This window comes from Roseateles oligotrophus (assembly GCF_014204525.1).
Classification (GTDB): Bacteria; Pseudomonadota; Gammaproteobacteria; order Burkholderiales; family Burkholderiaceae_C; genus Paucibacter_A; species Paucibacter_A oligotrophus_A.
This window is the reverse complement of the sequence record NZ_JACHLP010000005.1, coordinates 451,780-465,231: the sequence shown is the minus strand read 5'-3', so window position 1 is coordinate 465,231 and position 13,452 is coordinate 451,780. Positions and strand designations below refer to the sequence as shown.

Here is a 13,452-nt window from a genome sequence, read left to right as displayed (position 1 = left end):
GCCTGAATGAGGCGGGAGTCATACTGTGCAACTTGAAGTCAACTTGAGGTCAAGAGGATGGAAAGCCTGGACATCACCGAGGTGGCGCGGCGCGCTGGCGTCCCCGCGTCGACGCTGCGCTTCTACGAAGAAAAGGGGCTGATCGCCTCGATCGGCCGACGCGGACTGCATCGTCTTTTCGGCGCGAGCGTGCTGGAGCGGCTGGCGTTGATCGCCTTGGGGCGTGCCGCCGGCTTTTCGCTCGACGACATCGCGCGCATGTTCTCGCCGGACGGCCAGCCCAGCATCGACCGGCAGATGCTCACGGCCAAGGCGGACGAGCTGGACCGGACGATCCGCCAACTGAGCGCCATGCGCGACGGACTGCGCCATGCAGCCGTCTGTCCGGCGCCGTCCCATATGGAATGTCCCACCTTCCGCCGCATCCTGCAGGCGGCTGCATCCGGTGCGCTCGGCCCGAGAAGGAAGACGAGGGTGCGCTCCCCGTAGTGCCGGACGTGTGCCGTCAGACCGGTGTGTTCAGCGACTTGGGCACCTGCCCGAAGTAGCGGCTGAAGGCCGCGCTGAAGCTGGCCGGGTGCCGGTACCCGACCGCGTAGGCCGCCTGAGCCACCTGACATCCGGACTGCAGCAATGCACGTGCGCGCCGCATGCGCAGATCGAGCAGGAACTGGTGCGGCGTGGTGCCGTAAAGCTCACGAAACCCCTGCTTGAATTTACATTCGTTGAGCCCGACGGTGGCGCTGAGGTACGGAATCGTCAGTGCGCGATCCATCTGGGTGTGCATCAGATCGCGGGCTCGGGCGAGTTTTTCCACGTCGGCCGCGCTCAGGCGCAGGGATGAGGCGCTCGGCACCTGCGCCGGCATGAGCAGGCGCAGGTGTTCGGCCGCCAGGGTCAGCGCAGCGATGTGCCGATCCACGGGCGTTGCCACCTCGGGCGACAGCAGGGGATGGAGCAGGGTGCGGCACCAGGCCGTCGTCGCGTGTTCACCCAGCAGGCGGATTCCCCTGCGACTGGCCAGGCGGGCAGCGGCCGCTTCACCCAGATAGCGCGACAGCGCGTTGCCGTTGAGCACCAGCCTGAGCTGGCGAACGGACGTCTCCGCGCGGAAGTGCCGCTCGCCGCGCGTGTGCGCAAAGGCCGCGAGGGTGGTGCGTCCGGCACCGAAGCGCAGGCTGGAGCCGTCCTCGGCCACGAAGCCGGACTCGCCGGACAGGCCGTAGGTGATCACCAGCGTCGGCCCCGTGTCGCTCTGGGTGGATGCCTCGGCGAGGTCCCGCGCCGGTTGATAGTGCGAGCGAACCACCGTCAGCCCGTCGTCCAGCGCGGCGCGTTCAATCCAGCAGCCGTGGCCAGAGACAGGAAGGCGGCCTGTCGTCCCCACGGCGCGCACCTCTTCAACCCTCGTGCCCAGCCTCGCTCCCGTTTGCATACGAAACCCTCCCGATTGCTACCGAAATACTGTGAGAACAATTCTCATTCTTTCTTAGCATGGATGTCATCTGATACTCAAGGAGAACGATCCATGCCCATTCCTCCCTTGCGGGCAATCGGGGTGTTGCCGATGCTGGCAACCGCCCTGTCGGCGCTGGCCCAGCAGACCCAGGAGCCTATGCTGCCGGCCGTCACGGTCACAGCGAACAAACAGGCCCAAGCGCTTGAGCGTGTGCCCGCCAGCGTGACCGTCTTCGATGGCGAGCAGCTCGAAGTCGACGGTGTGCGTGGCCTGGAGGGCGTGGCAGCGATGACGCCGGGTTTCGTGTTCCAGACCTTTGGGCAGTCGGGCGCGCAGCCGCCGGTGATGCGGGGGCTGTCGGCCAACGTCACGTCGTTCTCGTCTTCGACGGCGCTGGTGGTGGATGGCGTGGCGACGCTGCGCGGGCTGGGCTTCGACGATGCCTTGCTGGGGGTGGAACGCGTGGAGGTGCTGCGCGGCCCGCAATCCACCCTTTATGGACGCAATGCCGAGGCCGGTGTGGTGAACATCGTCACCCGCCGCCCGGGCAATGAACCGTACGCCGCCGTCTCGCTCGACCTGGGCAGCCGCAACAAGCAGGCACTGCGCTTCGATGCGAGCCGGGCCCTGGTGGACAACACGCTCTTCCTGGGCGTGGCCGGCGAATTCGCCCGGCAGGACGGGTTCATCGACAACACCACCACCGGCCGCAAGGAGGACGACCGGCAGCGCAAGGGCGGCCGTGTGGCCCTGCGCTGGACGCCGAGTGCCCGCACCGATGCCACGCTGCGGCTGAACCAGCGCGAGCACGACGACGGCGGCTCCCTGTGGGGGCCGACGGGAGGTCCACGCGAGACCGTGCGTTCCGGCACCGAGAGCTGGAACCGATCCAAGGCCCGTTCGGCGTCGCTGGATGTCTCCCATGAACTGGCCGACGACCTGCGCCTGCGCTCGATCACGGCGCGCAACGAGTACTTCGACCGCATTCTTCAGGATACCGATTTCCAGCCGGCCGACCTCGTGCACCTGGGGCGCGACTACCACTTCAAGACCGTGTCGCAGGAGCTGCGCCTGGAGGGCAAGGCCGGCGAGGCGCGCTGGGTCGCCGGTGTCTATCTCGACCGCGAAGACAACGCCTTGAACTTCGAGCAGAAGACGCCGTTTGCGCTGGCGCGCACGCGCTCGACGCAGCAAGGGAATTCCACGGCCGCGTTCACCCACTGGGACGTGCCGCTGACGGTGCTGGGGTCGGCGTTTGGGTCGGCACTTTGGTCCATCCAGGCCGGCCTGCGCGTCGAACGCGACGAGATGCGCTTTGCACTGGCCGGCGGCAGCGAGCAGTCGCGCAGCTGGACCCATGCCAGCCCCAAGCTCGCGCTGCAATACCAATGGCAGCCTGCGGCGCAGCTCTACGCCAGCGTGTCCGACGGCTTCCGTGCGGGGGGATTCAACACCTTCGCGCCGGAAACGCATCGCCGCTACGAGCCCGAGAAGGTGCGCGCCTTCGAGCTGGGCGCCAAGGGCCACCTCTTGAACCGCCGCCTGCGCTACAGCGCGGCCGTCTACCGCATGGACATCGACGACATGCAGGTGCAGCAGATGGGCTCGGCCGCCGGGCAGGTGTTCATGACCAACGCGGCGTCGGCCCGCTCGACCGGCGCCGAGGCCGAACTGCGCTGGCTGATCGGCACCGGCTGGCAGGTGCAGACGGGGTTCGGGCTCAACCACACGCGTTTCCGCGAGTTTCGTGACGGCGCCAACGACCACACCGGCAAGCGCAACCCCTTTGCGCCCGACATCAACGGCCATCTCGGCGTGCGCTACGACGCGCCCACGGGCTGGTTTGCGCAGGCCCAGGCGGTCGGTGCCGGCAAGGTCTACGTCGATGCGGCCAACACGGCGGCGAACAAGCGGTCGGGCTATGCCGTCATCAACCTGTCGGCTGGTTATGCGTGGGGCCGCACCGAACTGACGGCCTACGTCAACAACGCTGCCAACAAGCACTATGACGTGATCGGCTTTCCCGCCAGCACGATCACGATCTACAGCCCACCTCGCGAAGCCGGGCTGCGCCTGAGCTTCCGTCTCTGATCGACAGGACGCCGACGCCATGAATCTCGAACAAACACATGAGTTGCGCCGCTGGTGGGATCTGGCGGCCGCGCCCGTGCAGGCCGAGGGCCTGCGGCTTGCCGTCGAACTCGGCGTGCTGGATGCGCTCGTCGAGCCGGCCGGCGCCGCGGCGCTGGCACAGCGCCTGCAACTGCACCCCGTCGGCACCGCCCATCTGCTGGAGCTGCTGTGGAGCATGGGTGTGCTGGAGCGCCAGGGCCATGGCCGCCATGACGGCGATGCCGACGCCGACGGGATCTATCGTCTCGACGCAGGTGCGCGCGCCTACCTCACGCAGGGGGCCGAGCTGTCCTGCGCCAAGGCCTGGTTGTTCCGGCTGCGGTCCATGCGCGGGTTCGTCGACAGCCTGGGGGAGCATGTCCGCCATGGTCCGGGCGTGTCGAAGCCCCCGCTTTCGGCTGACCACGGCCCCTCCGGTGGCGCAGCGCAGTGGGCGGCCGCGGCGCGGGTGCAGATCGCGCAGGAGCAGCGTGCGGTGACCGCGCCGGCCGCCGTCGAGGTGATGAGGCGCCTGCCGGAGTTCCAGCAGGCGCAGCGGCTGCTGGACCTGGGGGGCGGCCCGGGCCTGGTGGCCATCGCGCTGGCCCAGCAGCGCCCCCAGCTTCAGGGCGTCGTGTTCGACTTCCCCGAGACGGTCGAAGTGGCGGCCGAGAACATCCTGGCGCGGGGGCTCGGCGCCCGCCTGTCCACGCGGGGCGGCAGCCTGGCCACGGACGACATCGGGTCGGACCACGACCTGATCTGGTGTTCGTCGGTGCTGCACTTCGTGCCGGACATCGAAGCCGCCCTGCGCAAGATCCTCGCCGCCCTGCGGCCGGGTGGCGTGCTGGTGGCGGTGCACGCGGAACTGCCCAGGGAGCAGGGTGAGGCATGCAGCGTGGTGCCGTGGTACCTGCCGCTGCGCATGCTCGGGCGGCACGTGACCCATGAGGGGGAACTGGCTGCGGCCATGGCGCGTGCCGGCTTCGTGCGCATCGAGCAGTTCGCCTGCGGCCAGTTCCCGATGGCGGTGCAGCAGGTCGTCGTGGCGCGGCGGGACGTGCCATGAACGGCGCGCTGCGTCCCGGCGTCCAGCAGCTGCTGTTCGGCTGGGTGAACTTCGCGTTGACGGCCCCGGCCATCTACCTCTGGCTGGGGCTGCCGCTGGTCATGCGGCAACAAGGGTGGTCGGGCACGGAGATCGGCGTCTTTCAACTTGCCGGCCTGCCTGCGGTCTTCAAGGCGCTGCTGGCGATTCCGGTGGAACGCTGGCCGTTGCAGCGGCGCTCTGCCGTGTTGCCGGATCCGGCGTTCAGCCCGTCGTCCAGGGTCTTGGCCGCGCAGCGCTGGGCGTGGCTGACGGGCGGCGGCTTTGCGCTGTGCCTGCTGGCTCTGGCGGCAGTGGGTGAGGGTGCCGGCAAGGGCATGCTCTTTGCGCTGGCCTTGCTGGCGGCCCTGCTGTCCACCTGGGCCGACATCCCGGTGCAGGCACTGGCCATCGGGCTGCTGCCACCGCAGGCCAGGCCGCTGGCCGGCGGCATCCGCGCGGCGGCCACGTTTGCGGGCGCGGTCGTGGGCGGGGGGCTCATGTTGTTGGTCCAGCAGGCCAGGGGTTGGACGCTTCCTTTCCTGATTCTGGCCATGGGTGTGTTGAGCACCTTGGTGATCGTCGCCGTGCTGGGCCGCGGATCCGCTCCATTGCAACAGGCGATGTTTTCAGGGGCCGTCGTGTCGCGGCAGGCGCCCTGGCGTGTCTGGAGAGGCTTTTTTCAGCAACCGGGGGCGCCGGCCTGGACGCTGTTGCTGATCGGGCAGTTTCCCTTTGTTGCGGCCGCCTGGGTGTTCCTCAAGCCGCTGCTGCTGGACCACGGACTGCCCGCCGCGCAGGTGGCGCTGGTCGCCGGTGTGGGGGGCGGGGCCCTGGGGGCAGGCGCCAGCCTGGCTGCAGGCTGGGTGCGGCGCGAGCGCCTGATGGCGGTGGCGTGGCGGTCGGCGTGGGCCAATGTGCTGGCCCTCGGGGTGTTTGCCGCTGTCCTGGGTTTTCAGCTTGGGGTGGAGGCGCGTTGGGGGCTGTTGGCGGGCAGCGCCGCGCTGGCCCTGGCGATGGGGCTGGCGTCATCGCTCGCCTTCGCCTTGATGATGGAGTTCTCCCGCGATGCCTGCCGGGCCGCCGACTACGGCCTGCAGGCCGGGCTGTTCGCGCTGAGCCGTGTGCTGGTGCCGCCTGTGGCGGGCCTGCTGCTTGACCGCTTTGGGGACGCGGCGATGTTGGGAACACTGGCGGCGTTCGCCCTGTGCACGGTGCTGGGCGGGCGCTGTCTGCGGCGGGGGGAGCCCACGCCATGACGAACGCGAGACCTGAGGCGATGGTGAGTGCCGACCAGGCGGTGCTGGTTGTCGGCGGCTATGGTGCGGTGGGAGGCGGCATCGTCCGCGCCCTTTTGCGCGACAGTCCCTGTCATGTGCTGGTTGCCGGGCGCAGCCTGGAGCGGGCTCGCGCGTTCTGCCAGGTCCAGGGCCCCCGGGTGACGGCGGTTGCCTTGGGTGACGGGTATCTCCCGGTGATCGAGGAGTTGCCGCACCGGATCACCGTGGTGGTCAACTGCGTCGAGGAAGCGAGCCTGTGGATTGCCCTGCAGTGCCAGGCCGCGGGCATTCACTACGTCGACGTCTCGGCCACGGCCTCGGTGTTGGACGCTGTGCGGACCCGATGGGCGTCAGGTGAAAGTCAGCGTTCCAGCGCGGTCCTGAGCGTCGGCGTCGCGCCGGGGCTCACCAATTTGCTGGTGCGCAAGGCCTGCGATCAACTGGGGCCGCTGCAGCATGCCGACATCACGGTGCTGCTGGGCGCAGGTGAGGTCCATGGACTGGCTGCCATCCGCTGGACGCTGGACCGTTTGGGTGCCACGTTCACGCTGCAGACCCCTGCCGGGGCAAGGGAGGTTCGCGCCTTTGGCGAGTCGCGGCCGGTGCGGCTCGCGGAGCCCTACGGCCGAAGAACCGCCTACCGCTTCGACTTCTCGGAGCAGCACACGTTGCCGCGTACCCTGGCGCTGCAGTCGGCGGCCACCTGGCTGTGTTTCGATTCGCGGCTGGTGACACAGGCATTTGCCTGGATGGCGCGCTGGCGCGTCCGGCAGTGGCTGCCGCCGGACGGTTTGGCGAAGTCGCTGGCATGGACAGCGGCCCATGCGCCGATCGGCGGAAATGGATTCATGGTCCAGGTCGATGCCCTCAGCCAGTCTGGCGATCGCGCGAGTTGGGTCGTTGCCGGGGATGGGGAGGCGGCATGCACGGCTGCAGTGGCAGTCTGGGTGGCGCGCACGTTGCTGGTTGGCCGTCTGGCACCGGGCGCCCATCACATCGAGGAGGTGCTGACGTTGGACGAGGCGTTGGCGGGCTGTGCGCCAGTCCTTCGGCGCGTGGAGTTCAACCCGATGTAGGCGCTTCTCGCCGGCTCAACAAGGCTCGGGTTCGCCTGGATGGGCGGGCCGTCTGACCGTGCCTTTTCGCGGGTGCTCAGCCACGGTGTTGCGGACAGAATCGCCGCTCGAACCACTCGGTGAGCATGGCCTTGTCGTACACCAGCGGATCGCCGTCGGAGCGGACAAACGCACTGCGAGACAGGTAGTCCATGTCCGAAACACGCTCCTGCCGTTCGGCGAGTACCTTGCCCTGTGCGTCCTTCCAGAGGTACTCGAGGTCCGCCCGCGGCCACGTGACACCGCGCATGATGCGCACATCGTACGTGCCAGGGCGCCACCACTCGTGTCGGCCCGCCAGGTCGAGGTCGATGATTCGGATGTCCAGCGTATGGCCCGCCGGCAGGCAGCGATCTCCCAGGGCCTGCAGGTGCCGCTTGATGGACTCGAGGTTGCGCTGGGAGCGCACGCCGTAGTCGCCCGCGTCGGCATAGTGCTCGGGATGGATGAATTGCACCGCGACGTCGGCTGCAGCATGCAGCACGGGCGCCGACATGGCTGCGACACAGCACAGCGCACGGAACGTTCTGATGGTCATGGTGAACCCTCGACTTGCTACATGGTATTCGACTCCGTCGACCTTCATCTGGTTGCACCGAGCACATGGAGGCCGACATCGAAATCGGGCCGATTGGGCGGTGATTTTGGATGGCGTTCCGGTCTAGCCGCCAGCACGATGGGCTTTTCGAGACCTCCATGGACGCTCAGCGCTATTCCATCGCCGGACAGGTGTATGACGCTCTGGATCCTCGCTTGCAGGAGGTTCTGGCGCGCGTGCGCGAGGGGGTGGATCGGCCGCGTTGCCTGTGCGTGCCTGACGGAGTCGAGATGTACGTGGCGCGCCACCGGCAGTACGTCGTCAAGCGCATGCCGGGCACTGGTGGGCAGCATCATCCGCAGTGCCCGTCCTATGAGCCGGATGCCCAGCAGTCCGGGCTCGGCGAACTGATGGGGGAGGCCATCATCGAGACCCTGGCGGGCAGCGTCGAGTTGCGCGTGGATTTTCCGTGGGTGCGCGTCCTCGGCCGGGGTGTCGCGCCGGGCGAGCCCCATGATCCGGGTGAGATCAACGTCCCGCGTCGCCGGATGAGCCTGCGCGCCTTGACGCACTTCCTTTTCGAACGGGCGGGCTTCAATCGCTGGTTGCCCGCCATGGCGGGCAAGCGCAACCAGGGTGTCATCTGCAAGCACTTGCTGGAGGCCGCGGCGGAGATGATCGTCAAGGGACAGCCACTGGCTCAACGCCTCCATGTCCCCGAGCCCTTCAGCGAGGCTTCGAAAGCTGCGGCCGCCCAGCGCCGCCGCGACAAGCTCGCGATCCTGCAACCACGTGACGGTCAGTCGCCGCTGGCGGTGGTTCTGGGTGAGTTCAAGACCTGCGAGGCGACGGCGTTTGGGCGCCGCTTGTGGATCAAGCACATGCCCGATGCGCCGCTGCTCATCGCTGACAAGACCTGGGAACGAGCGCGCAGGACCTATGCGGCCTACTTCGAGGTTCAGGACGCCGATGCGGCCTACCGGCCGCGCCTGGTGTTGACGGCCTTGATTCGCGCCAAGCGTGAGCACGTCTATGAAGTGGACGCGTTGAGCTTGATGTTGACGACCGAACACTGGATTCCGGTGGAGGGCGCGCACGAGATTGAACTCATCCACGCCCTGGTGGAACAACAGCGGCGTTTCATCAAGCCCTTGCGCTACGACGCGAAGAGCACGGCGGGATTTCCGAACGCACTGCTGACTGACACCGGCGCCGAGCCAGTCGCCCTTCACGTGGTCAGCGCGTTCGCCGAGGCAAAGGAACGTGCGGCCAAAATGCAGGTGATTGCGCGGATATCGCCGCCGCTCTGGACCTGGTGGACCGATCAGCCGATGCCGACATTGCCTGCTTGTGCGGTGTGCTGAACACGGTGTCCTCCGAGGGAGGAAAAGTTCGGGTACGGTACCCTACCTTTGGAGGAAATCGGGTACCATACCCGACGTTGGCGAACTCTGTTGAAAGGATGGCTATGCGACTGGTTCCGACCCCGGTGGCATCGAAGCTGACGGGCCTTTCGATAGAGAAGCTTCGCGAGTGGACCAGTCGACGTGCGCTGGTGTCGGCGGACGTGCGTCCGAAGACGAAGGGATCGCCTGCACAGTTCAGTTGGCAAACCATCCTCGTCCTTCGGCTGGCCGTGCTTCTTCGCGACCAGTTTGCTGTTGAGCTGCAGACGCATCAAGGCGCGTTCGCCCAGTTGCGCAAGGCACTGCGATCAACCTCTTTCATTGCGCTTTGGGGCCGGCGCTTGGCGTTGGCTCCCGGAGGCACATGGTTCTTTCTGGATGATGGGTCGCTGCCGTCCGAAGCCGATGCCATCGTTGTTCGTCTCGATCCGCACCTTGCTGTCCTGCGGGACGGCTTTGCCTTGCCTGATGTGGCTGCTGGTCAACTTGATCTTTTCTCCTTGCCTGCCACGCGCGATACCCCGACGGTCAAGGCGGTGAGTCGCCCCCGCCAGAGGAGATCGGCATGAGCCGCCAAGCTTGGAGCGTCGCAGTGCGTGGTAGGCACGGTTTGATGCGCAGAGGGGTGTAGCGTGGCGGACGCAGTGCTGAAGCAGTGGCTGGACAGGCTCGGCTATGCCGCCGAGCCTGCGGCGCTTCACGTCCGCGGTGCGGCGATCTCCGAAGCGCACCCTTATGCGTTGGAGATCAAGTCGCTGCTCAAGCCGGACGGGGCCGTTCGGGCTCAGGCGGTCTTCGTGGTGGAAGGCGTGCCAACCGTTGTCTTCATGGCGGATGACCAGCCTTTGTCGGCTTCTGCGCTCGACGATGTCCGCAAACGCATTTGGAATCAGAACCTGGCAACGGTGGTGATCGAGCTGCGCGACCGCGAAGCGGTTGCGCTTCCGGTCCGAAAGCTCCAGAAGGCTGAGCAGCGTTTCAGTTTGCAAGAAGCCAGGCCGGATGGTCCGTTTTCCGCCCTCGATGTCGCCACTGCGAATCTGTCGCGAAGGCTGCCGGCTTGGTTCGACGTCAAGGCTCGGGTGGACAGCAAGCTGCTTGCGAACTTGTCGGTGACAGTGTCGAAACTTGCGGGTACTGGTTTTCGTGGCGCAGCAAAGACCAGTGACCGCAAGCGATGGGCAGAGCTGCTCATGGGGCAGGTGCTCTTCGTCTCCTATCTGGAGCATCGGGAGATTGTTGGAGTGACCTATCGCGGGCGTCGCGACGTCGGTGAGCTTCATGACCTCGTTGCGCGAATGGACCGCGAGGGCGTGCGCGTGCTGGTCGATCGTCTGCGGGGAGATTTCAATGGCGATTTCCTGGGTGACGACCGGCACGATCCCTGGACTGCCCTCACAGATGACGGATTCGATTTCCTGAACCAGTTTCTGCGTCGAACCGACATGGAGACGGGGCAGGGCGATTTCTGGAATTACGATTTCAGCTACATACCCGTCGAACTGCTCTCCGGTCTGTATGAGAAGTTTCTGACGCCAGAGCAGCAGGCCAAGGATGGCGCCTACTACACGCCCCGCAACCTGGCAATGCTGGCGGTTGAACAGGCGCTCATGGCCTCGCCCGATCCGTTGGCGGAGACGATTTTTGATGGGGCCTGCGGTTCAGGCATCCTGCTGACCACAGCCTATCGTCGCCTGATTGCACTGTGCGAGGCGCGGCAGGGGAGGCAACTCGGATTCGCCGAGCGGGGCGAGCTCCTCAAGCGCAGCATCTTTGGCGGCGACATCAATTTCATGGCGTGCCGCGTGACGGCCTTCAGCCTGTACCTGTCACTCCTTGAGGGGCTGGCCCCAGCGGACATCTTGGCGGCACAGGAGCGCGATGGAACGAAGCTGCCCTCCCTCAACGGGAGCAACCTTGCCCATGGCAGCCAACGGGCCGACTTCTTCCGGACTTCCCACACGTTCCACACCCGCCGATTTTCATTGGTTATCTCCAATCCTCCCTGGGCAGAACCTGAGGGTGAGAGCCGAACGTCGGCGGATGACTGGGCGGATCGCGCTGGTGTTCCTTTCGCACGGCGGCAGATCGCCGGTGCCTACGCGCTGCGCGCGCTTGAATTTCTCTCGGAGGGCGGTCGAGCTTGCCTGATCCTTCCCATCGGCCAATTTCTCGGCGCTTCCAGCGCGGACTTTGTCGCTCACCTTCTCAAGGGATACCGACCGTCACGCCTGATCAACTTTGGCGATCTGCAGGGGCTGCTGTTTCCTACGGCTGAAAACACGTGCCATGTCTTCCTGGGGGAGAGGCGTCCGGATGGCTTGTTGAGTCACATTCCGTTTGGGGAGACGTTCGACTATTTGGTGCCGAAAGCCGACCTTAGTCTTGCCCTCGGTCGGCTGACCATGCAGTCCGCCGATCGCCACACGCTGCAGACCCGCTCGGTTGCCGAGGATCCGCAACTGCTTGTCGCCATGATGTGGGGAGATGCCAGTGACCTGTCCATCTGGACGCGGTTGACCTTGCGCGGTACGTTTGCCGATTTCTGGCGTGGGCCCCGCGAGTTTCGGCGCTGGGTATATCGCAAGGGGATCCATCTCCATGACAAGAGCCGTGAGGCGGTCGATCCCGGCGAGCTGCGCCAGATGCCATTCGTGCCCATTGCGGCGCTGCGTGCGGGCTCGCCTGTTCTTCATCCCGAACTGCTGGCCAAGTGGCCTGAGGCTCAGGACACTGTCGTGGGTTTGAACGAAGGTGTGCGTGCCGTTTTCGATGGACCGCGGGTGCTTTTTCCGGATGGTTTCTCCAAGGGTGAGCAGAACATTCGCGCGGTCTACTACGATGGGCAGGCCTCCTTCACCCACAGCATCGGCGTGATCGCTGGCCGCGAGGAGGACGCTGCCCTGCTTCAGTTCACTGCGGCGTATCTGCGCTCGACGCTCGCCCGCTACTTTCTCATGATGCGTGGCTGGAAGATGCTGTGCGAGCGCAACGGCGTGCATCTGGCAGACGTCGAAACCTTCCCGTTCTTTGTGCCAGAGGATGCGCCGGATCCGGCGGCGGCACGGGACGCGCTCTTGACGGTTCAGGCTTGCATGGCGGAACTGATGGCCTTGCCCGAACTTGAGCAAGCATCCCGCTACGATGAGTTGCGTGACGAGTTGGACGAGGCGGTTTTTTCCTATTTCGGACTCTCCGGTGAAGAGCAGACGCTGATCCGTGAATCGGTTCGCGTCCTCATGCCCTCTGTGCGGCCGCGCAGTTTCAAAAGTTTGGATACCCCAGCTCAGCATAGGGCCAGCTCCGAGGACTTCGGCATTTATGCCCAGACCCTCGCCAATGCCTTGACCGCGTGGAGAACGAAGGCACGCGGCCAAGGCCGATTCCGTGTCGATGTGGTTGCGAACGACCCGAGTCGCGCCGGGCCGTCAGGCATCGTGCGGATTTCGTATCTGGGAGATTCCACTGACAGGCCCGAGGTCAGCGCGTCGATGAATGACGAGTTGGTGCTTGCGACACTCGCCGAGTTGAGAAATGCGGGGCTTTGCGCGATTCCATCGGGAGACTTCCTCTGCCTAGTGCCGGATGTGCATCTCTGGGTTGATGGCGCGCTGTACCTTGTGCGGCCGCTTACCAAGCGCAACTGGACAGTGCGAAAGGCTCTTCGAGATGCCGAGCATATCGTCCGTGGTGTGCAAGTGCGCCAATCCGTCGAGAAGGGGGAGGCGACAGCATGATGTCTCCAGTCGACTGGTTTGCTGCCTTTCCGATCCAGCCGGCCACGGAGGCCGTGGAGGCGCTGCGTCAGGGCTGGACAGAATTGGCGGGACGGCCGCGCCCGGATTTCAATCCCAAGACGAAGGAAGATGGGCTGACCAAACGGCTGAAGGTGTACGTTGAGAACCACGTCGCACGGGAACGCGGCTTGCTCGGTATGTGGGCTGCCGAAGACATCATCGGGGACGTTGATCCGAACACTGGCGCGATGCTTGAGGAGCGGCGGACCGATATTGTCTACGGCTGGAACGATGACGTCCGCGGCATGAAGCTGGTCTTCGAGTTCAAACGCCTGGGTCGCCAGAAGAAACACCGTGACCACTATTTACAAGACCAGGGATTGGGGCGATTCGTCACGGGCATCTATAGCCGAAAGGAGGCCGTTGCGGCCATGGTGGGAGTTCTGCTGGATCCGGAGCCTGAGGTGGTGCCACCCATCAGGGAGGCACTCCAGGACGCCGCGCTTGCCACGTTTCTGCGTTTGCGGCGCTTGCCTTCGGGCCTCCCTTATGCCCGGCCTTCTGCGATGTTCACTGGGGCGGATTTCGATACGGAACACGAGCGGGATGCCGCGCTTGCTCCCACGCACGGGACGATTCGCGTATCTCATTTCTTCTTCGCATTCGGCTATCCGACTACCACTCGGAAGCAGAAATCCGCATAGGAGCCCATTGCCAG

The 13,452-nt window shown here is 65.7% G+C and carries 11 protein-coding genes; 9 read left to right on the top strand and 2 right to left on the bottom strand.

Going from position 1 to position 13,452, the window contains the following annotated elements:
- The first annotated feature begins 57 nt into the window (after nucleotides 1–57).
- On the top strand, nucleotides 58–489 hold the full coding sequence (locus HNP55_RS14620; RefSeq protein WP_184300640.1) for a helix-turn-helix domain-containing protein: 432 nt from the start codon (nucleotides 58–60) through the stop codon (nucleotides 487–489).
- A gap of 16 nt (nucleotides 490–505) precedes the next feature.
- Here the strand turns inward: HNP55_RS14620 and HNP55_RS14615 are convergent, their stop codons facing one another.
- The gene (locus tag HNP55_RS14615; protein ID WP_221439598.1) at nucleotides 506–1,435 is read right to left on the bottom strand and encodes a helix-turn-helix transcriptional regulator; all 930 of its coding nucleotides are present in this window, start codon (nucleotides 1,433–1,435) and stop codon (nucleotides 506–508) included.
- Nucleotides 1,436–1,528: 93 nt separating this feature from the next.
- Between HNP55_RS14615 and HNP55_RS14610 the strand changes: the two genes are divergently transcribed.
- Genes HNP55_RS14610 through HNP55_RS14595 form a run of 4 tightly spaced genes read left to right on the top strand, consistent with a single transcriptional unit; the run spans nucleotide 1,529 to nucleotide 7,014 of the window.
- Nucleotides 1,529–3,550, top strand: coding sequence for a TonB-dependent receptor (locus tag HNP55_RS14610; protein ID WP_246448414.1), 2,022 nt, complete (start codon nucleotides 1,529–1,531; stop codon nucleotides 3,548–3,550).
- 19 nt (nucleotides 3,551–3,569) lie between these two features.
- Nucleotides 3,570–4,640: a methyltransferase gene (locus tag HNP55_RS14605; protein ID WP_184300637.1), complete on the top strand. Its 1,071-nt coding sequence runs from the start codon at nucleotides 3,570–3,572 to the stop codon at nucleotides 4,638–4,640.
- Nucleotides 4,637–5,917, top strand: coding sequence for an MFS transporter (locus HNP55_RS14600; protein ID WP_184300634.1), 1,281 nt, complete (start codon nucleotides 4,637–4,639; stop codon nucleotides 5,915–5,917). Before HNP55_RS14605 ends, HNP55_RS14600 begins: the two co-directional genes overlap by 4 nt.
- On the top strand, nucleotides 5,914–7,014 hold the full coding sequence (locus HNP55_RS14595; protein ID WP_184300630.1) for a saccharopine dehydrogenase NADP-binding domain-containing protein: 1,101 nt from the start codon (nucleotides 5,914–5,916) through the stop codon (nucleotides 7,012–7,014). Before HNP55_RS14600 ends, HNP55_RS14595 begins: the two co-directional genes overlap by 4 nt.
- Nucleotides 7,015–7,090: 76 nt before the next feature.
- Here HNP55_RS14595 and HNP55_RS14590 read toward each other — a convergent pair whose 3' ends face one another.
- Nucleotides 7,091–7,591, bottom strand: coding sequence for a DUF3016 domain-containing protein (locus HNP55_RS14590; RefSeq protein ID WP_039920411.1), 501 nt, complete (start codon nucleotides 7,589–7,591; stop codon nucleotides 7,091–7,093).
- A gap of 158 nt (nucleotides 7,592–7,749) precedes the next feature.
- Here HNP55_RS14590 and HNP55_RS14585 point away from each other — a divergent pair, with 158 nt between their 5' ends.
- The 4 genes from HNP55_RS14585 (at nucleotide 7,750) to HNP55_RS14570 (ending at nucleotide 13,438) form a co-directional block, all read left to right on the top strand.
- The gene (locus tag HNP55_RS14585; protein WP_221439597.1) at nucleotides 7,750–8,955 is read left to right on the top strand and encodes a DUF1173 family protein; all 1,206 of its coding nucleotides are present in this window, start codon (nucleotides 7,750–7,752) and stop codon (nucleotides 8,953–8,955) included.
- A gap of 104 nt (nucleotides 8,956–9,059) precedes the next feature.
- Nucleotides 9,060–9,566, top strand: a complete 507-nt coding sequence (locus HNP55_RS14580) for a hypothetical protein (RefSeq protein WP_184300625.1) — start codon at nucleotides 9,060–9,062, stop codon at nucleotides 9,564–9,566.
- A gap of 75 nt (nucleotides 9,567–9,641) precedes the next feature.
- On the top strand, nucleotides 9,642–12,734 hold the full coding sequence (locus HNP55_RS14575; RefSeq protein ID WP_348648708.1) for a class I SAM-dependent DNA methyltransferase: 3,093 nt from the start codon (nucleotides 9,642–9,644) through the stop codon (nucleotides 12,732–12,734).
- On the top strand, nucleotides 12,734–13,438 hold the full coding sequence (locus HNP55_RS14570) for a Fis family transcriptional regulator (protein ID WP_082437513.1): 705 nt from the start codon (nucleotides 12,734–12,736) through the stop codon (nucleotides 13,436–13,438). The genes HNP55_RS14575 and HNP55_RS14570 overlap by 1 nt, the downstream gene beginning before the upstream one ends.
- The last annotated feature ends 14 nt before the right edge of the window (nucleotides 13,439–13,452 follow it).

What these genes read in the sequence shown, in the direction of transcription:
- HNP55_RS14605 (WP_184300637.1), top strand. Translation starts at nt 3,570, where the DNA reads ATGAATCTCGAACAAACACATGAGTTGCGCCGCTGGTGGGATCTGGCG.
- HNP55_RS14580 (WP_184300625.1), top strand. Translation starts at nt 9,060, where the DNA reads ATGCGACTGGTTCCGACCCCGGTGGCATCGAAGCTGACGGGCCTTTCG.
- HNP55_RS14610 (WP_246448414.1), top strand. Translation starts at nt 1,529, where the DNA reads ATGCCCATTCCTCCCTTGCGGGCAATCGGGGTGTTGCCGATGCTGGCA.
- HNP55_RS14585 (WP_221439597.1), top strand. Translation starts at nt 7,750, where the DNA reads ATGGACGCTCAGCGCTATTCCATCGCCGGACAGGTGTATGACGCTCTG.
- HNP55_RS14590 (WP_039920411.1), bottom strand. Translation starts at nt 7,591, where the DNA reads ATGACCATCAGAACGTTCCGTGCGCTGTGCTGTGTCGCAGCCATGTCG.
- HNP55_RS14620 (WP_184300640.1), top strand. Translation starts at nt 58, where the DNA reads ATGGAAAGCCTGGACATCACCGAGGTGGCGCGGCGCGCTGGCGTCCCC.
- HNP55_RS14595 (WP_184300630.1), top strand. Translation starts at nt 5,914, where the DNA reads ATGACGAACGCGAGACCTGAGGCGATGGTGAGTGCCGACCAGGCGGTG.
- HNP55_RS14570 (WP_082437513.1), top strand. Translation starts at nt 12,734, where the DNA reads ATGTCTCCAGTCGACTGGTTTGCTGCCTTTCCGATCCAGCCGGCCACG.
- HNP55_RS14615 (WP_221439598.1), bottom strand. Translation starts at nt 1,435, where the DNA reads ATGCAAACGGGAGCGAGGCTGGGCACGAGGGTTGAAGAGGTGCGCGCC.
- HNP55_RS14600 (WP_184300634.1), top strand. Translation starts at nt 4,637, where the DNA reads ATGAACGGCGCGCTGCGTCCCGGCGTCCAGCAGCTGCTGTTCGGCTGG.